At 47.0% G+C, this 17,709-nt stretch carries 17 protein-coding genes; 7 read left to right on the top strand and 10 right to left on the bottom strand.

Annotated elements, in window-relative coordinates; all coding sequences use genetic code 11:
• Positions 1–218 precede the first annotated feature (218 nt).
• The 5 genes from OCV27_RS20455 to OCV27_RS20435 form a co-directional block, all read right to left on the bottom strand.
• The gene (locus OCV27_RS20455) at positions 219–2,498 is read right to left on the bottom strand and encodes a DEAD/DEAH box helicase family protein (RefSeq protein WP_125322330.1); all 2,280 of its coding nucleotides are present in this window, start codon (positions 2,496–2,498) and stop codon (positions 219–221) included.
• Complete coding sequence (locus tag OCV27_RS20450) at positions 2,498–3,085, bottom strand: hypothetical protein (protein WP_125322329.1); 588 nt, start codon at positions 3,083–3,085, stop codon at positions 2,498–2,500. Before OCV27_RS20450 ends, OCV27_RS20455 begins: the two co-directional genes overlap by 1 nt.
• Positions 3,086–3,191: 106 nt before the next feature.
• On the bottom strand, positions 3,192–4,283 hold the full coding sequence (locus OCV27_RS20445) for a DUF6094 domain-containing protein (protein ID WP_125322328.1): 1,092 nt from the start codon (positions 4,281–4,283) through the stop codon (positions 3,192–3,194).
• On the bottom strand, positions 4,274–4,855 hold the full coding sequence (locus OCV27_RS20440; protein ID WP_125322327.1) for a DUF3275 family protein: 582 nt from the start codon (positions 4,853–4,855) through the stop codon (positions 4,274–4,276). The genes OCV27_RS20445 and OCV27_RS20440 overlap by 10 nt, the downstream gene beginning before the upstream one ends.
• A gap of 54 nt (positions 4,856–4,909) precedes the next feature.
• The gene (locus OCV27_RS20435) at positions 4,910–5,311 is read right to left on the bottom strand and encodes a hypothetical protein (protein WP_125322326.1); all 402 of its coding nucleotides are present in this window, start codon (positions 5,309–5,311) and stop codon (positions 4,910–4,912) included.
• A gap of 481 nt (positions 5,312–5,792) precedes the next feature.
• On the opposite strand from OCV27_RS20435, the gene OCV27_RS20430 reads away from it, so the two are divergent.
• The 7 genes from OCV27_RS20430 to OCV27_RS20400 all read left to right on the top strand — a co-directional run bounded on the left by OCV27_RS20430 (position 5,793) and on the right by OCV27_RS20400 (position 10,686).
• Complete coding sequence (locus OCV27_RS20430; RefSeq protein WP_125322325.1) at positions 5,793–6,329, top strand: hypothetical protein; 537 nt, start codon at positions 5,793–5,795, stop codon at positions 6,327–6,329.
• Between the two features lie 402 nt (positions 6,330–6,731).
• On the top strand, positions 6,732–7,235 hold the full coding sequence (locus OCV27_RS20425) for a TIR domain-containing protein (protein WP_125322324.1): 504 nt from the start codon (positions 6,732–6,734) through the stop codon (positions 7,233–7,235).
• On the top strand, positions 7,235–8,062 hold the full coding sequence (locus OCV27_RS20420; protein ID WP_125322323.1) for a macro domain-containing protein: 828 nt from the start codon (positions 7,235–7,237) through the stop codon (positions 8,060–8,062). The genes OCV27_RS20425 and OCV27_RS20420 overlap by 1 nt, the downstream gene beginning before the upstream one ends.
• A 77-nt stretch (positions 8,063–8,139) precedes the next feature.
• Entirely contained in the window at positions 8,140–8,700 is a 561-nt protein-coding gene (locus OCV27_RS20415; protein ID WP_221740617.1) for a P-loop NTPase family protein, read from the top strand.
• Positions 8,701–8,821: 121 nt separating this feature from the next.
• The gene (locus OCV27_RS20410; protein ID WP_125322322.1) at positions 8,822–9,883 is read left to right on the top strand and encodes a pentapeptide repeat-containing protein; all 1,062 of its coding nucleotides are present in this window, start codon (positions 8,822–8,824) and stop codon (positions 9,881–9,883) included.
• A 243-nt stretch (positions 9,884–10,126) separates the two neighbouring features.
• Positions 10,127–10,417, top strand: a complete 291-nt coding sequence (locus OCV27_RS20405; protein WP_125322321.1) for a hypothetical protein — start codon at positions 10,127–10,129, stop codon at positions 10,415–10,417.
• A 56-nt stretch (positions 10,418–10,473) separates the two neighbouring features.
• A complete protein-coding gene (locus OCV27_RS20400; RefSeq protein WP_125322320.1) occupies positions 10,474–10,686 on the top strand; it encodes a hypothetical protein in 213 nt (70 codons plus the stop codon).
• A gap of 34 nt (positions 10,687–10,720) precedes the next feature.
• Here the strand turns inward: OCV27_RS20400 and OCV27_RS20395 are convergent, their stop codons facing one another.
• From OCV27_RS20395 to OCV27_RS20375, 5 genes are read right to left on the bottom strand one after another with little or no spacing between them, the layout of a single operon-like run.
• Positions 10,721–12,310 (bottom strand): conjugal transfer protein TraG N-terminal domain-containing protein, encoded by a 1,590-nt coding sequence (locus OCV27_RS20395; RefSeq protein WP_125322319.1) that lies wholly within the window; start codon positions 12,308–12,310, stop codon positions 10,721–10,723.
• A 4-nt stretch (positions 12,311–12,314) separates the two neighbouring features.
• Positions 12,315–12,605 (bottom strand): hypothetical protein, encoded by a 291-nt coding sequence (locus tag OCV27_RS20390; RefSeq protein ID WP_125322318.1) that lies wholly within the window; start codon positions 12,603–12,605, stop codon positions 12,315–12,317.
• Between the two features lie 12 nt (positions 12,606–12,617).
• Positions 12,618–13,901, bottom strand: coding sequence for an integrating conjugative element protein (locus OCV27_RS20385; RefSeq protein WP_185759803.1), 1,284 nt, complete (start codon positions 13,899–13,901; stop codon positions 12,618–12,620).
• Positions 13,901–14,806, bottom strand: a complete 906-nt coding sequence (locus OCV27_RS20380) for a TIGR03756 family integrating conjugative element protein (protein WP_125322334.1) — start codon at positions 14,804–14,806, stop codon at positions 13,901–13,903. Before OCV27_RS20380 ends, OCV27_RS20385 begins: the two co-directional genes overlap by 1 nt.
• A 29-nt stretch (positions 14,807–14,835) precedes the next feature.
• The gene (locus OCV27_RS20375) at positions 14,836–17,538 is read right to left on the bottom strand and encodes a conjugative transfer ATPase (RefSeq protein WP_125322316.1); all 2,703 of its coding nucleotides are present in this window, start codon (positions 17,536–17,538) and stop codon (positions 14,836–14,838) included.
• Positions 17,539–17,709 lie beyond the last annotated feature (171 nt).

Raw genomic sequence — 17,709 nt, 5'->3', positions numbered from 1 at the left:
CATTATGGTTTCACGCGTGTGAATGCCGAAGGTTTTGAAGTTGTAAATCCTTTTTCCTTTCTGGATAGGGCTTTTCCCTTGGGGAAAACCCTTCCCTTCCATCCTTTTCCTTTGGCCCAGCTCCTTTTCTTTTTCTTAGTACGATAAAATGGCCAAAAAAAAAGTGCCGACCGAAGTCAGCACCTTTCATAGCGTAATGATTGATACAACACAAACCCTCAACAAGAACGTGTTTGGTTCAACAGCGATTTAGCCAACGCGACCTCAACGCTGTCACCATCACCATTCAAGTCGTCTAGACCATTGTCTGGCATTTCTCCTGAGGTTGATTGAGTGACCGCAATTTTCTTAGCCATCAAACTGAGACAAGACATTTGCGCCGTTTCCGCATACCCCAAAAAAGTGACATCCACGTCTTCTGTCTGGCCAATGCGCCAACTGCGTCTCGCTGCTTGCATCAAGGTGTAAACATTAAAACCAGATTGCATGAAGATGATCGAAGGAAACTCCAACAAGTCTAACCCCGTCTTAACCAACTCAGGGTTGGTGACGATGACGTCAATTCCCCTATCGACTTGCTCCAATATCCAATCTTCTCTGTCTTCGGTTTTGACACTCGCTCTGAGCACGGCACAACGGATACCTTGCTCCAACATCAATGCCTTCAATCGAGAAGCCGTATCACGTTTACCTGTGTAAGTGGTATACACTAAAGTTCTACGGTCTTTGCGCTTATTGTCTAACACCATCTCCAATAATCGCTCCTCCTTGGGCGTGGGGGTATCAGCATCAAAGAGTGCAGGGATGAAGGCAAGCACCTCTTGAGACCTGGGGTGTTTGACCTCTTCACAACGAAACGCACAATCTGGCCAAGCCAACAGCGCATTCATTACGACACCAAGTAAGGTGTGGTCCCCTGCCCTCAGCGCTTGTCTGAGCCGAGTCATTAAGTCGGTTTCCATTTCCTGATAATGAGAGGCCATGTCAGGGGTAAGCAGGACTTCTTCAAAGTATTCTTTGTAGCCTGGTAATACCCCCTCGCCCATATCCGACAACTTAACAAACACCGTGTATGGCAACACATACTTGGCCACGCCCAAAGGACCAAAACCAGGCGCTCTCGTTTGACTGATACGAAGGGATTGCCCCTTGGCGGTTTTGTGATTCCCTTCCTCACTGACTTTCATCACTTCTTTGATGATGCCGTGCTCCTGAGAGAACTGCATCGCGGCCCGACCGAGCTTGCCACGATGATAACGATAACCGTCGTTCATCATAACGCTTGGCATGGTCCGCCAAAGTAGGTAAAAAAGATCTTCAGCGTACCCGCCCATTAAGGTGCCAGTGAGTAACAGACATTGACGGGTGCAGCTGGCCAACACTTGCATTGCTTGACCTTGTGCACTGCCCGCATTCTTATACTCATGCGCTTCATCGATGACCAGCCAGTCAAAAAAGCCCTTAGGAAAATAACGCTTTATGAACTCACTGGCTTGAAAGTCCCCTTGCCCAAACGCAAATTGCGTCTTGGCCAACTTTCTTTCAATACGCTCAGACTGACGTTGGTTAAAGACAAACTCCCCATCTTCATCAAGCAAATTCACCAGTTCATACACATTGTCCGTCAGAGCCTTGGCTAATGTGGTTTCACCAAAATTATCCAACAGTCGCCCCGCGGTTACTTTACCAATCGTGGGCAACGTTTGGAGTGCGCGTTTGACCGTGTCACCTACACCTTGGTTCTGACGTTGACGTCTCAAGGTCCAAAGTGCGGCCCCGCATTGTTCACAGGCCAATTGCCGGTCTGTTGGGAAATGACTCGGTGCAATAGGGTCTTTCTCATCATTGCGGACCGTAGTGTAGCAGTCTGGGCATACACAATGTTTAACCCAAGCGTGCTGAGCTGCAACACCATCATGACCCACCTCAATCTTGACCGACCGAGTGCGATAAGCCGGCGACCAGTGATAACCCATCCGCATTCTCACGCGACCTAAAATGACGTACTCCGGACCATCATGTGGCTGTGCTCTCTTTAGTTTCAATAAAGAAAGTAAGGTGTCTGGTCCGTTTAATACCCAGACTTTCGCCCCGTGGACGGTGTCTAAGATTTCACGGCGCCATTTATAGACCAGATGCGGCGGCGACAGCACTAAAAAGCGCTGCGCCTTATTTTCTGAATAGGCCACTGCCGTCGCGGCTATCCCCATCAGCGTTTTACCTGTTCCCATTTCGCCATTGATGATCCCCGCTGGCGCGTGGTCATCAATGAGCATCGTACTTATCGCTTGTATGGCCTCCGCCTGCGCCGCAAAGGGCGCACGCTTGAGCGTCGATAGGTAGGCGCGGCGAAGAGGGTTGTCGGTCGTATAGCGAGGCGGGTGCGCGCGTTCGATGTTATCCAATAGCCCTTCACCAAAGTTATCGATGAACGCATTTAACGTCATCACTTCCGGCGTTGGTGCGATGTCTGTCGAAGGTGAGTGAATCGTTTCCATTAGAGACACTCCTCTTCCACTGAATCAAACTGCAATTGAAGGGATTGAATGCCTTGCATCACCAGAGGCTCAATCTCCTCGATAGGCAATGATAATTGGGTCCCACAGACACCAAAGCTGGGTAAAGTCGTCCAGTAGTCATCCAGTAAACGTCCTAATGGCACTTGCCAACCATCAAGAAGCGGCAAATGACAGACCTGTTTGACGGTTGGCCAAAGTAACGACCAGCTGAGGGGCATCTGGGTTAACAAGGTCAACGATTGGCCTTGTAATTGATTCAGGCTCTCATCGTAGAGCCATAAATGTACCCATTCACCGACTTCACTGTACTTATCCAAGCGAGTGGTGTGCTTTTTGAGTTGCTTTGCTTTGGCAAAATCGAGAATAAACCGACGTGAGTCAGACAGAGTGAGGGTTTTCACCTTCAATCCGCCTTCGCTCATCGGCAAAGTTAAGGACGCCAAGAAGTGTTGGACCAGCCCATCCCGACCCCACAGGGATAGGAATTGCACATGGTGGTCTTTATCCGTCACAAAAGCATCGAGATAAAGCCCTTCTTCCCATTCAATCAGAGGACATGCGTTCATTATTTTTTCTCCTAAAAGTGGTGTAACGTCATTGTTGTATTGAGCGCACCTCCCCTGACTGGGAAAGAGGCCCAGTCGGGGGAATGGCAGACAAAGCTGCCGTGAGTTAGCGTATCACCACTATCTGGCCAAAGGCCGGACCTGGGGTGATGTGTATGGCCCTGATGAGGGGCACAAATTGATCCACTTTCGTGGTCACGACTTGGTCTCCTTCGACCTGAGTCTGAGTTTTTTGGACTTTTTGCGTCCCTCCTTTTACTAATAACTGCGTTTTACCATCATTGCTGACCACACGACCTGCCACCTGTCCTGCCGCAAGCGACAAAGAAAGGTGCCAAGGCGAGAGTCGTTTTAATGGCCTCGGCACTAAGTGGCGCGAGCGTTTATCAAACGTCAAATCAAAGGTTGGCCACAATCCTTGATGCGCCTCAAACGCCTCCCTGAGCTCATCCACTGATGGACTGACTTTCTCAAACCGAAAAGGTTGAGGTGATAGGGGAGCTATCTGATAGAGCCTCACGCCTTCCGGCATTGAGCTCGGTTGACGTTCACCTTGACCAATTTGAGTCAAATGCTCGACCACATGTTGACGTTGCTCTGCGGCTTTTCCTCGTTGGTCGTGCTTAACACCCAGCAGCACCACTTGTTTAAATCGGTCCGTTTCAGCGCGAAAGACTCGCACATCATCAAGACGTTCGGACAAAAAGCGGCTAAACGCTGGCGTCAAGGACGTCGAAGGGACCACTAAAGCCAACAAGCCTCCGCGTTTTAACGCCGGCAATACGCGGCGAGTAAACTGGATTTCCAGTCTGGCCATCGCACGTTGCGTCTTACTCAGTTGATCGCTCACCAAATCTCCGTAGGGCGGGTTTAAGAACAAAAAGCTCTGACTCCCCGCGCCCATGATCGTATCAAACACGTTACTGTGTAAGAGTCGGTGTAGCCTCGGTTTCGCCAATGCTGCCCGTTTAGCATCAAGTTCGACGCCAAAAGAATCAATCCGGCAATCCGCTTCCCCCTCAATCTCACGCAGTAGCTGAGCCATAGCGAGACCTTCACCACAACACGGATCGAGAAATCGGTGATGACCAGGCAAACACACCAACAGGCGAGAAAGCTTTGATATCGTGGCCTCATCGGTTGGGTAGTACCCATCTTTTAAGTAGTTCCCTGCGACTCTTGGATGCATTACGGCCATAACAAAGGCACCTCATCATGTCGAATACGGATCCAATGTTGCGCTCGAGGTTCGAAACGCCAGCGGCGTTCACCATCGACGTCTCGCTTCAAAAACGCCAATTGTTGAGTCATTCGCTCTCGACCAACCTCAGGGGCGAGTTTGACGATATCGCCCACTTGCTCACCGAGTGGCCACAGATCGCCGAATACCTCAGCCAAATGTGCATGTGTCGAGGACTCATCGTGGTTAGACTCCACCTCTGGCGTCACTTCTGAATCGGGCTGATCCGCACTTTGGGGTTCAGCTTCAAGGGATTCAGGTTCCGGTAGTGGCCCTTCTTGGTAATCGTTCAACCAAATCGCTGACAACTCTGCACGTGCTTCAATGACGATGCGTTGACGGGCTTGATAGCTTCCGGCATAGATACGAGTGACACCAAACGTACCTTGGTACGTCCCTTCGGTGTATTCCTCTAGCATCGCGTCACGAATAGCGAATTGTCCCAGTTCGCACTCTAAGTTGCCGACGTTAAAATCACCGTAACGTCCGGTGATGGTTTTAATGTTCAGAGTGCCAGTAATTTGAACCATGTTTACTCCTGATTACAGTACAACAGGCCCCCACTGGGGGCCTCTCAGTGGGGGTTAATGGACAGAATGCTGACATTCTGATTCGGTTTGGATAATGAGGTGAGTGCCTTGCTCCGTCTGACTCAGATGTAATGTTAATCTGAGGGGATGATGGAGATAGGTACTGCCTCGTGAAGGTGGGCACGCAACGGTAAAGATGATGGTTTGGCCGGATGAAGCGGCTAATGCCGCTCGTCTGGCCAGAACCAACAATCGATGCAATTGTTTATCACGATTAAAAGTGATTGCACACTCTTTCACATCAATGGCTTGATGCCATGTGGTTAGGGTTATTCCTGTATAATCGGCATGAATTCCAGCAGAGTTCGCTATCGCAGTGACATCAACCAAAGGTTGAGCAGGTGCAGAATGAACACTGGGTATCATTCCCGAGCAGGGTAGGGGTTGTGTTTCCATAAGGTTGCTCCATTGTTAGGGAACAACCTTCACCAATGGGAATGTTATTCCCAATGGGTTTGATTGTGTTGACCACAGCAGAAGGCCCGCTGTGTTCCTTCTCTCGATAAAGAAGGGGGGTAATCTCTTCAATCTGACTGAGTCAGACCGCGACACGCTTCCAAGAGGCATTTAAGGTTTTAACCGTGTGCTTGACACCGCTTAACGTGAGTGACGGACGTTTTGAACTTCGTAAGAGTAGCAAAAGTCTGAGATAAGGAAAAGCGAAAAGCCGATAATGTATTGATACCTTGGTGGATGAAGGATGTGAAGCACCAGCACACCATCAAGCCATCAGCCCTCCATCTTTTCGATGAAAACGCCCAGCCACAACTCTCATTACAAACATGGATTAAGTCGCAAATATCAACTTCTGGCACCGCAATGCTGTTATTGATTCTATTTTCATTCTGCACGCACTCAAACAACGGGAGTATTCAATATGAGAAAATCAATCTTTGCACTTTCAGTGACAGCATTACTTTCCTCAAGCCTCTTTGCTTCAGATTATGTGGTCAGTGACCCAAGAGAACTCTTGCCTGGAGAAGACATCAAGAATTTCTCACTAGCAGATCTTAATGGTGATGGTGTCAATGAACTGGTATTCGTTACGGTTAGCGGACAACTTAAATATTCTCAGTTAATTGGCCTTGGGCGAGGTTTAATCAACGAAGAACAATTTGAAAGTTTAAAAGGAAAGAGGTTTCGTATGAATGTGTCATTGGAAGGTGACACCTATTACAATACGACGCTTGTCACTAATCATCAGAGGGAAATCTCAATTCTTCGTAGTGGGAGGTATAGGGCATGTGCAGCGAATGTGCGCTTTGATAATAATAGGGTATTAGCCAAATACGGTGACAACATACGCTACGAATTTACGTACATTTCAGATGACTTCATTGCGGGTAAAATGATGTGCCACAACAACGGTATAGAGCAAACGGAAGAAATCCGTTTCACCGCGTTACTTGAGTGACCTAATGGCACCAATCCATAATAAAATTGGAGAAGGCTGAAAATGAATGAGCCTAGATGCAATCTCTCACGGTGTAATCAGACTTTATAGTCAGATGGCCGAGCAGCCTGTGGGTTGCTCTATTAAGTTTACGAATCTTACTTTTGCCCCATTCCTTCTCAGAACCAACGCTCGGAACATCTGCACAGTATTCCGATAGACCAAATTAATCTAATCCGTACTTTGGTGTTTTATACGGAATTTTTCCGTAGATCGACCCCGTAACTATATGTCGATTCACACAAAAGGTTGATACCTGTTGAATTTCATAATGAATGGCAGCAACATAGACGGAATGCAAAGATGGAAAAAATCCATCTATAAAGCGTTAGGCCCAAATTAATCTAAGCTCAAGGAGCAGAGATGGCATACCGAAACAAGACTTACATTGCTTTTGATGGCGACAAGGATATTCATTATTACTATTTAATGAAGGCTTGGAAGAGCAGCAAACATGTAAGCTTTAACTTCTATGACGCGCATGATCTTAATACAGCTAGAGATAGCAGCATGGAACAAACTATTAAGGGGCGCTTGCGTCAGAGAATGGCTAATGCAAATTGTCTGATTCTACTAATTGGCGAAAGCACACGTTATCTAACAAAGTTCGTAAAATGGGAAATTGAGCTGGCCATAAGTAGCGACCTGCCTATTATCGCAGTTAACCTTAATGGCAAAAAGCAAATGGACAATGACCGTTGCCCTCCTGTGCTTCGCGACGCCCTTGCCATTCATATACCATTTAAACAGTCCGCTGTTGAGTACGCCATGGACAACTGGCCACAGAGCTTCTCTACGCACAAATCGAACGGAGAAAGCGGCCCGTATTATTACAAAGATTCAGTCTATCAAGAGCTTGGTATCTGATGAAATTTCTGAAAATAACAATATCGGAACTTCTACATGTTTTTGGGATGCTTTGGCTCATTGTAGAAGCAACTAGCTTCTTTGCTACTGACGAGGCAGCAGACTCAGTCAAGGGATATTGGTGGCTTTTTCTTCTTGTGGGGGTTGTAATTGTAATATTCCGATTAATCCCAAAGAAGGGTTTTAGTTTTAAATTGGACGGTAAAGATATAACGATGGAGCTCGTATCTGGTGACATATTTAAGCAAAAAGGGCCTATTGTCGTGGGTTCAAACACAACCTTCGTGACATCTCCAGATGTAATTTCAGAGCGTAGCATTCAAGGCATATTTACCAAAAAGTATTATACCAATCATCAGGCTTTGAACGATGTAATCCAAGGTCAAACTTCTGGTGATAGACAAGAATTTGGAACAACGGTAACTGTACGAGCAAATAAAAGAACTGGGTACTTTTGCGCTCTAGCAGATGTAAATGAAAATGGAGTGGCTCAGAGCAACATCGAAAATATCAGAGTTTCTCTAGCAGAGCTTTGGAATTACCTTGGCTCCAATGGAGAAAAAGACGTACTAAATGTACCAATATTGGGTTCAGGATTTTCGCGTGTATCAGCTACTCGCGAAGAGTTATTTCAAGAAATTGTGAAATCATTTATAGCGTCTACATCTGAACATACATTTTGCGATGGTTTGCGCATTGTTATACATCCAAATGATATAAAGAAAAATAATATTGATTTATTGGAACTCGCTAGCTTTCTGGAATATAGCTGTAAATATTCGATAGTAGAGTCCACATCAATGGGTCAAGGCACTGCTGAAGGTTAGGCCTAACAAGGCGCTGCTGTCGGACAAGTTTTCCGCTGCGCTCCAAATTTTCCGCAGAGCGCGTCGTTAGGTTATATATGCGAAAAACAGAATTACCAGGAACAAATACAGTATCTATTCCTCTGAGTTTCGACACACCTCCAAATGAACATGGAATTGTGGAGTTCGGTGGTATCGATAGTGAGGGAATGGAGGCATTAGCTGTATCAAAGTCAAATGTTTCGACTATTGTTTGGGCTACGCTGTGTTTGGAACAGAAAATGGAACGGGTATTAACAGATTTCTTTTTCGGAAAGTTCTGTGGGTTCGACCCCAAAAGGCACCTATTTGAAAAAGAATTGCTAGAATCTTCAGCTATGCAGTTTAGTTTCAAGAAAAAACTAGTTCAAAAAGTCTGCGTTGAACATCAGGGCTTGTCAGGTAAGAAGTCTAGTAAGCTACAAGGAGCTCTTAAAAGAGTTATGGAAGTACGAAATGCATTTGCTCACGGTCAAATGACGTTAGATGCTAAAGATGGAGTGGTTTTGAACTTCTATTCGGGTGAACACAAGAAATTTAGGTTGAACGAAAAGTTTTGGTTGAATGTTGAAGCTGACTTTCAAACGGCAGAAGAACTGCTGTCAGAAATTATCACCTAACAAATTGCTTAAGAGTGACAGCTAACCTTTGGCATTTTGGCTTTAGTCTTTACGTGGCTTTGCTTGGGCTTCTCGGCAGTTAGCTGCACCTTAGCAAGGCGTTAGTTTTCAGGAGAGTTCAGTGGCAGTAAAAGAACAGATAGACATATTCAAACAAGGGCCAGAAGTGTGGAACAAGTGGAGACAAGAGTATCCACATATTGCCCCTGATTTATCGGACGCTGATTTTGAAAGTGATCTGCATACATACGAATCAATGTTTGACATGCCAGCCTTTGTAGGCTTCGACCTGCGAAAGACAAATCTCAATCGAATTACAGCAAGAAATTCGACATTCACTAACTGTGAGTTTGCAGGTAGCAATTTTCATTTCTCAGATCTTTGTTTTTCATACTTCCATAACTGTAATTTTGAACGGAGTAGTTTAGCTGTTACGAAAATTGGTTCGGCAGAATTTATAAACTGTAATTTTTTTAAAGCCGACCTGTCATATTGTTCAGCGGAAGAAACCAATTTCACAGGCTCGAACCTTGATGACGCAAAATTGAGTAATATGAGTTTGGTTAAAACTTGTTTTAATGATACCACTATTAATGGAGCCAGAGTATACGGAGTTTCAGCATGGGACTTATCACTTGAAAACTGCCAGCAAAGCAGTATTTATATTGAAGAGTCTGGAACATCAATAACTGTTCCGACAATAGAGTTAGCTCAGTTTATCTCTCTTTTAGTCAACAACTCAAAAATACGTGATGTAATTGATACAATTACTTCCAAGGTTGTTCTTATACTTGGTAGGTTTACACCTGAACGTAAAGCCGTTCTTGATACAATGAAAGTGCAACTAGAGTCAAAAGGTTACCTTCCTGTACTTTTCGATTTTGATGGCCCAAGTAATAGAGATGTAACCGAAACAGTTATCACGTTAGCGTTGCTGTCAAAGTTTGTTGTAGCTGATATCTCAAGCCCGAAGAGTATCCCTCAAGAGTTAACATCAATAGTGCCTCACTTTCCATCAGTGCCAGTTCAACCTGTGATAGAGAAGTCTCAGCTAGAATACGGTATGTTTGAACACTTTAAACGATATCCTTGGGTGCTTGAGCAATTAGCATATAGCGACGACAAAATTGGTGCTTTAGTGGAATTGGTAGTTCAAAAATGTGAAGAGCATATAAAAAACTAACAAACGACTATGGCACGATTCACCATACTAGAAGTAATCCGTACATATCTAAATTAGCAGATTCACTGACACGGAAATGTCCATTTTTGATTGGCAAAGACGGTAAATAAAGCTATTACTTCAATATAGATTTTGTGTCGCTATTGTTCTTTCATACTGATAGTTTTATGTTTTTTAGCAAAGACTTGCGCGACTATCGCCATAAGGCTATTCTTTATTCATTGCAGCAATGAATAAGCTTTTATGACGGATAATAAACATCGGCTCAGCCAAGTTCAAAAAGAGATTTTATTGAGACTCAGAAGTGGGTTTATTCGAGGCATTACGGAAGCAAAATCTACGAGTTTGAATCACGCTGTTAATGTCATGTTGGACAAAGCCGTGCACCCTAATAACTTTCGGCTTTCTTGTCGAACACTTGAAAATCAAGGTCTCATCATGCGCAGGAAGTATGAATTTGATTGGTATCTTAACATTACCCCTGAAGGGTTTGAACTGACTAATGTCTGGTTGGAACAAGAGACGGCTGGTTGAAAAAAATTGAAATACGCGTATTGTATCATAAATAAGCACCTGGTTAAGGAAGAGAAATGAAAGCTTTTATACAGCGTTGGTATCAACATTACCAAGACGATAAAACGGCTCGTCAAAATGCTCTTTTGTGTCAAGGAACTAGTATACCTCCTGAACAAGCACTAAAGAGTCTAAATGAAGGAGCCAGTTCTAAGTTGAGACGGAAAACGGAAGATAAGCCATGGTTTTTTGGTAAAGAGTCAAATCAATTTGGAAGTTGGGACCACTAGTCGCCATTCTAGTGAAAAGAATGGCGACATATATTTAGACCATTCTGCTTTTTACTTCTTGAACTCCTTTGTCTGTAGTTTTTCCTACCTCTGATATCATTGCATCCATACTTACCCCATTAACTCGATAACCCGCATAGCCAAGCAATCCAAAAAACATCCCCATAATGACCAGATAAAAAATCGCTAAACTTAGCCTGAGTATGGCGTCATCAAAGCTGTTGTTTAGCATGGTGATAGGGTTGAAGTTCTGGTGAGCGTTATACACATTTTCAAAGAGCTTAGTGTCGAGACTGCGACACAATTCCCACCAAAATCGTAAAAACATCAATCCAAAATAGGTCAATAGAAGAGACATCAAGGCCGTGACGCGATATAAACTGCAGACCAGGACAATCGGAGAAGCGATGATGACCACCATAATAATGAGTGATTGGATCATGGGTAGGGATTCACGGATAATGAAAAACACCGGCGACATTAACGTGGCGCCAACCGTTAAACCCACACCACCTGCGGCCGCATTCCAAGCCCCTAGCACCTCAGAGCCCACATCCCTTTGAATACGATTACCATAACCGTAGGACACTTGTCCTTGAGTCGACACATTTTGCGGCCTTAACACCCGTTCAAGGTACATATCTAGGCGTTGTTCTGAAGTTGTTTCTCCATTGATAAGCCGACTCAATACGCCCTGGTTTCGGATCAAATCTTCTGTGATTTGAGGATAGTGTTTTTTCAAATCAACATAAATGCGAAACTTAAGACCTGCGTAAGAGTTAAGGGACTTGTCAGGGTGCATTTCACGCGTCATCCACCATTCTGAGCACATCGGGTACGCTTTTTTCTCATCGATGGCCACGTTTGGGTTATAACGACGTTGAACAGAGTCATCGCGTTCTGCTTTGTAGGGAAACCCCAGCACCGCCTTTTCAGCTTGCAGTGAGTGGTAACTGGCAAACTTTGCGCCGTCTCGCCACTGAAAAAACGTATCACCGGCAATCCAGTTTGCACTGTCTACTGCTGATTCAGGGACGCTTCCTTCGCGGGCAGCGGTATTAAGGGCCGCTTTAGCGCGCGTGTAACATTGCTGATAGAAGGCATTGACCTCTTGGCGAATTAGCGGACTGGTAATATGCGCTTCATCAAGCTGCAGCATCGAGCGAGTTAAATCACCGGTACAGGGAATGGCAGCCACCGCACCTGTCGTCAACCCTTGAGAAAAGCTGTGCCATAACGCCCATAGAAGCGGTATGAAGACTTGCTCGCCATCAATGGTGGTTGCGGCTAAATCTTGATGACCACTGGCCAAGGCCACCCCACATTGCTGGGAGCGAGACTCATCATAGGTCAACGTGGCCATCTTAACGGGAAAGGTTGGTAACACACCAAACACCATGACAAATCCCGCCAAAATCAGCTTGGTGACACCTCGTTCAATCGCCAGTTTACCTTTGTTGCCTTCATCAGCCCCTTCCAGTAAGGTTTCATACCAAACCTGATATAAGACGAACGCAAATGCCATCACCGAAAAGCCCGCAACATTGAGTAATGTCCATATTTTGTTGGCAATAAACCAGCCCTGAGCGGCCAAAGTCATTGAAAGTGGATCGCTAAAAATCATGGTCTTATCCTCTGAAATGTAAGCTGGCGAATACGGCCAGTTCGTTCAATACAATCAGTAATATCAGCATCACCATGGCTTTGGTTTGCATGCGGCGGGGCAGTCGTTTTACCAGCATCACCGCGATGAGCGCTGCGGTCACTCGGATAAAGGCTGACCAACTGTAGCTGCTGTCGATGAGTGTTTGGGTATCAATGAATAGGCCAAGCGCCAGTAACCCAAGAGCAGTTAAGGCCATCAAGACCGCCGCGATGAGTCGGGGTCTGGGCAGGGCCAGTGATAATATCGTCTTCATAAGTAAGATCCTTTATTGTGATGAAGCGTGTGAAGGTTGAGGCGTTAAAAATACCGACGAGGCCTCTTGTGCCTCAGGCAATTGATGAGAGCGTGTTTTGTCATAGCGCCTCATGGTTTGAGTCGCGCTCAAACTGCTGATGGATTGCCTTGCTTGCGCTTCATAGCGCAGCACATCAATTTCTTTTTCTAATAAAGATACGGCTTTGGTAATGTCTTCCTTCGCCGGTTGATTTTGAGCAATATAGACTTCTTGTTGACCGGTCAGTAGAGCACGCCTAGCCAGTAAGGCTTTTTCAATGGCATGCGCTAACGCCAGCTCTGAGGCAATGCGGGTCAGCTGATAGTTACTGGCCTTTTGTTCATTGAGCGCTTCAACCAGCGGAGCAGGAAAGTGCGCGGAGCCTTGATTACGTGATACAGCATCCAGTAATTCGTCTAGACGTATTTGGCTCAGGTCGGCCACGTCGGGAGATAACCCAATCCCTGCGGTTGAACGGGTTTGACTTTGGTCTGTGCCAGTCTGGATGGTTTGGCTACCCACCACTTGGGCGACCCATTCACCCAGTTCTTCGGGGGAGTGCCAAAAACGGTAGAGCCCTACGGGATGGTCTTTATCTTCGGATTGCCCTTCTGTAAGTAAGACAAAGCCCATTTTCGCCCCGTCTTCAACAGGATTAATGGGGGGCTGGCCACGTCCGCCTGCGCGGCTGCCGCCTAACCACGCAATGCCGTTATTGCCCATGTCACTGAGCACGTTTTTTTTGGCTGCGACCGCGTCCCCTTTTTTGACCTCCCCAGACCACAGTTCGGCCTTGGCCATATCGTAGTAGGCGTTGTTGCTGGTCAGCTCGCCCATTTCTTCGGTAAAGCTCTCACAGCTGGTGAGGCCGTTATCAAAGTCAAACTTACCTTGAAGGACCCCGTTGGTCAGCATGTCATACAGGCCAGGCTCTTCTTTTTGAATCAAGTAACCAGGCAACGCCGCAACAGCGCCAGTGGCGCTCTCAATGACGCTGCCCATCATCTGCTGATAACCTTCTGTGATGCCATTGAGTTGATTTTTGACGGTCAGTTGAGGATTAAGCAGCCCACATTGTAAATTGACTTCCCACCCCAGCCCCAGTGAGACCGTTTTTAAATGCTCTTCTCGAGCGGGGAGGGAAATCACAGGACCGCCGCCGACGGCGTAATCTAAAACATCGCTACGGTGGCCAAGGTTGCCCGCGTAGTTGACCGTAGATACGGTAGTCAGCGTGAGTAATAACGGGGTCAGCGTCCGTTGACACATTTTCATTAGGTGCCTCCTGTGTGAAACAATAAGGTGTTGCCGCCGCGTCGACAGCCGGTATAGGTGCGCCATACCGCCCAGACATACTGTTCACTGTCTGAGCGATGTTTGGCATAAGGGTCGGTGAGCATCAAGCCATCATCAAACTCTGGCCAACGATGCACCTGTTGTTCTAGGTTGGGATAAAGACGTTGAAACCAGGTGTCTTCTGAGTCAGGGGCGAGCGGCTCGGGCGGCCAAAATCCTCGCCTCGGGGGTTGAACCACACTTTGATACACGCGGCTTTCTCCAAGGCGCGTGACCACATGCTCGGCTCGATACGCCGCTAATAATGCGGATTTGACCGGATGAGGTTGAGTGGCAAATCCGCCTCTTGGGTAGATACTGCCTAAATTGCCCAGACGATTGGCCAGTAGGTTTAATCGCTGAGGGTTGAATCTATCGGGTAAATTCCATCGCCAGCCCAGTGGGTCCAACACTGACAGATAATAGGGCATAAGGCTTTGCACTGTGGAGCTGAGGAAAAATCCTGTCCCCGCTAAGAACTTGTACACGGCATCCAACCCAGGGTGGCCAATGATATCGACGTTCTGAAATGACAGTGACGGGCTATCCATACCTTGAACACTTCGCCTCACAGTGCTTCCGCCGTCTTTTGACATGGGTACAGAAGGGGCCGATAAGCCCACGGGCTGCCAAGACGCATTGCCAACCTCAGGGTAAGCCATGACGATGGTTTCAGGCAGGCGATGGCGCACCTTGATGGTGGTCGAGGTTGAACAACCTGCGGGTGTGCAGGTTAACCATTCACACAATCCCACAACCTGATAATCGACACAGGCCGGACACGCACTGCTGGCGACAATTTCTGGTGTGGTGATCACCGGAGACGCCACCGTAGAAGCGCTCATCATGGCCACGATGAGATAGAATATGCCTCTCACCATAACTCTCCTTGGTATTGGGCGCGTGCCTGTTCAATGTGCTCGGCTTTCATTAATGCGGCGTCTAGCTCACTGATGCCATGTTTATCCATTAAGGCCTGACGGATTTCTTTAGACGGCCCATCGGTTTCACCCAATGCCAGGTAAAGGGCAGGAGGCACAATGCGAAAACGCTGACGAAGCCGTCTGTCTTGGCCAAATACCACCCCTTCTTTGTATTTGTGTTTTTCCGAGGTCATGGATCGAATGAGGCGTTTGTCTTCGTCCGTGAGGTTTTTAAAGTGCATGAGGTTGTTGAGTTCATCCTCACTCATATTAAGCAGCATCCACCATTCGGCGTTGTTGAGCATTTTGCGGGCCGTATCTGGAAAGTCCGCAATATCTTGTGTAGATAGCCAAAACCAAGCACTGAGTTTTCGCCACATCTTGACGATTTTCACGGCATAGGGACAAAGTAATTCATTGGTGGAAATGACATGCGCTTCGTCGGTGAGCGTGACAATGTGACGTCCTGTATATTGGTCGCGTTCAGCAATCGCATTGATGCGGTTGATAAGGGAAATGTAGGCGGTCGCCAGCTGAGCTTCGTAGCCGGTTTTGGCGTAGAGTTTCAAATCGATGATGGTGACATCGGCTTCTGGCCAGTGCTCCGCATCTTGGTTGAAAATGTCCCCTTCTAACCCTTCGCAAAATAGCGTCATGGATTCGCCCATCAGTTGAGCGCGATGACGTCTTGTCTCGGGCCGTTGACTGTCTTGACCGATGGCCAGTAGAGCATTTTTGACATGCTCTGGCCGCACTTGGCAGTTTTGTTGGTGACAATATTCAGCGGCATTGAATAACGCTTCTCTGACCATAGCGGCATCGGCGCGGCGATAGTCTTGAAGCTCACGCGCTTCACCGCCGGTTATCATCAAACGCGCCATGATTTCCAGCTCACCCAAAATGTCTCTTTCTTCATCTTCAGGTGAGTCGTTGTCGTTGAGGTGGCTAACATCAATCGCGTCTTCACCTGGCACGGCAGGGACGGATTGACCGACCAAATGACAGGCATCGGCAAACGGTGCCATAAGACCACGGCTTTTGGCGCTGATACTGATGCGATGGACGCTCAGTCCATGGCGCTGGCAATAATCCCCAAGAAGACCAAAGCTATTGCCCGCCTCGATAATAAACAGTCTGGGTCGGTGTACGGCCAATAAACGCAAGCACATACCGACTAAGCTGGCGGATTTACCTGAGCCTGATGGACCAAATAGGGTTAAGTGGGCATTGGATTCATAATCGGTCAGAGGGTCAAAGCCAAATAATTCACCGCCACGATTAAAATGATGAAAGGCCATTGACCCCGTTCCAGTGGCGCGGCCAAACAAGGGAGATAGCGCGAGCATGTCATACAGCCATACCCAACCACAGTACCAAAAGCGGGGATCGTCTTGCGGTTTGTAGTTCATCGGGAGCCAACGTAGGTAACTGTCGAGAGGTGATACCTGGTCTGTGTTGCGGATAAACCTCAGCGCGAGGTTGTCACGGTTGAATGTGGCTCGGAGGGTATCGGTTTGGTCATCCATCTCTTCTTTGCTTTTAGCTTGGAGGAAAAAGGCAATCTGTCCTCGCCAAAGCGGCTGCTGCTTTAGATGTGTACTGAAACGATTGCAATCGTCACGTATCTCGACTAACTCAATTTCATCCCCCACAGCGGCATGATTGATTTGATTAATGCGCGCTTGGGCTTGTTGGCGAGTCTGGGGTACTAAGGTCATGGCCATCATTGTGCCAGGAGGAAGTTCATCAAATACCGCACTTTGAGGCGGGGTGTCTGTGTCGGAGACTTCGCCAAACACCGCACCTGAAAGAAAATGTTCACTGTCCCAAGCGTCAAGCTCCATGACGCGTGTGCACACAGACGCTTTGCCATCAAACCACCAAAACCCATTGTCGATGTCGCTGCGTACGCTGCTTCGAAGTAAGCGCTCTGAAAAATCTTGATCGTTTTGAGAGCGAGGTTGGCGATAATGAGGCGTTTCTCCCCCGACACTAGAGGGATTAAAAAAGGGGCTTAGCCATTCAAAGATACGCTGACCGCAGCTTGGAGTAATACCAATACCAATGTCATAAAAGGAAGCAGGATCGAGAAGCTGGCGGCGCAAACTTTTCAGTTTCGCAAGGTTATGCCGTCGCTCCTCCTCACTGGGTGAGCCATCAAGCCACCGATAGATGGCCATTTTGACTTGTCGGTGACGGCCTCGCCAAGGCCGAGCGTTCACCGAGAAGATGCCCTGAGTGCGTCGAATCAGTTCAAAGTGGCGCTGATCTTGTTCAATGACAGCTTCGGTAAAAGTGTCTCGTACCCGTGCGTTCTCAAGGAGGGTAGGGGCAATATCACCCAGATTGTCAACATCGCGGGCAAAAATCTGGACGACCCATGGGTTGTCTTCATCTTGGCATTGTTTATTGAGCGTGTTAGCCACTTTGGCCACGGCGCTATCGAGTGTTTGATTGCTCTTGTCTTCTGTGACCATCGGCGTGATATCAAAGAAACAGCCAAATGAGTGGCCATCTTCGAGCTGAACGAGGCCTTTGTCACCGACTTCAATCCAGGGAAGCTTGGAAGCAAAGGAAGCGGGTACTTGATAATCAATGGCGGGCCCTTCGAGGGCTTTGCCTTCAGTAAAAAAATCTTTTATCGCTTGGAGCATGGGGCATTTCCATGGTTCGTTTGGAGTGAAAACGATACCAAGGAAGAAAAGAACTGGGGAAAATAGGGGCGTCGAAATTCGTGCTAATTTAAGCGCTGCTGTTTAGTGACAAGTGGTAAATAATGTGGTAAGTAAAATTTGGACAGTCCTGAGTTAGGAATTGTCCCCATA

The organism is Vibrio pectenicida (assembly GCA_024347015.1).
Taxonomy (GTDB): domain Bacteria; phylum Pseudomonadota; class Gammaproteobacteria; order Enterobacterales; family Vibrionaceae; genus Vibrio; species Vibrio pectenicida.
The sequence above is the reverse complement of the archived record's forward strand: the minus strand, read 5'-3'. Positions and strand labels throughout refer to the sequence as shown.

What these genes read in the sequence shown, in the direction of transcription:
- OCV27_RS20455 (WP_125322330.1), bottom strand. Translation starts at nt 2,498, where the DNA reads ATGGAAACGATTCACTCACCTTCGACAGACATCGCACCAACGCCGGAA.
- OCV27_RS20450 (WP_125322329.1), bottom strand. Translation starts at nt 3,085, where the DNA reads ATGAACGCATGTCCTCTGATTGAATGGGAAGAAGGGCTTTATCTCGAT.
- OCV27_RS20445 (WP_125322328.1), bottom strand. Translation starts at nt 4,283, where the DNA reads ATGGCCGTAATGCATCCAAGAGTCGCAGGGAACTACTTAAAAGATGGG.
- OCV27_RS20440 (WP_125322327.1), bottom strand. Translation starts at nt 4,855, where the DNA reads ATGGTTCAAATTACTGGCACTCTGAACATTAAAACCATCACCGGACGT.
- OCV27_RS20435 (WP_125322326.1), bottom strand. Translation starts at nt 5,311, where the DNA reads ATGGAAACACAACCCCTACCCTGCTCGGGAATGATACCCAGTGTTCAT.
- OCV27_RS20430 (WP_125322325.1), top strand. Translation starts at nt 5,793, where the DNA reads ATGAGAAAATCAATCTTTGCACTTTCAGTGACAGCATTACTTTCCTCA.
- OCV27_RS20425 (WP_125322324.1), top strand. Translation starts at nt 6,732, where the DNA reads ATGGCATACCGAAACAAGACTTACATTGCTTTTGATGGCGACAAGGAT.
- OCV27_RS20420 (WP_125322323.1), top strand. Translation starts at nt 7,235, where the DNA reads ATGAAATTTCTGAAAATAACAATATCGGAACTTCTACATGTTTTTGGG.
- OCV27_RS20415 (WP_221740617.1), top strand. Translation starts at nt 8,140, where the DNA reads ATGCGAAAAACAGAATTACCAGGAACAAATACAGTATCTATTCCTCTG.
- OCV27_RS20405 (WP_125322321.1), top strand. Translation starts at nt 10,127, where the DNA reads ATGACGGATAATAAACATCGGCTCAGCCAAGTTCAAAAAGAGATTTTA.
- OCV27_RS20400 (WP_125322320.1), top strand. Translation starts at nt 10,474, where the DNA reads ATGAAAGCTTTTATACAGCGTTGGTATCAACATTACCAAGACGATAAA.
- OCV27_RS20395 (WP_125322319.1), bottom strand. Translation starts at nt 12,310, where the DNA reads ATGATTTTTAGCGATCCACTTTCAATGACTTTGGCCGCTCAGGGCTGG.
- OCV27_RS20390 (WP_125322318.1), bottom strand. Translation starts at nt 12,605, where the DNA reads ATGAAGACGATATTATCACTGGCCCTGCCCAGACCCCGACTCATCGCG.
- OCV27_RS20385 (WP_185759803.1), bottom strand. Translation starts at nt 13,901, where the DNA reads ATGAAAATGTGTCAACGGACGCTGACCCCGTTATTACTCACGCTGACT.
- OCV27_RS20380 (WP_125322334.1), bottom strand. Translation starts at nt 14,806, where the DNA reads ATGAGCGCTTCTACGGTGGCGTCTCCGGTGATCACCACACCAGAAATT.
- OCV27_RS20375 (WP_125322316.1), bottom strand. Translation starts at nt 17,538, where the DNA reads ATGCTCCAAGCGATAAAAGATTTTTTTACTGAAGGCAAAGCCCTCGAA.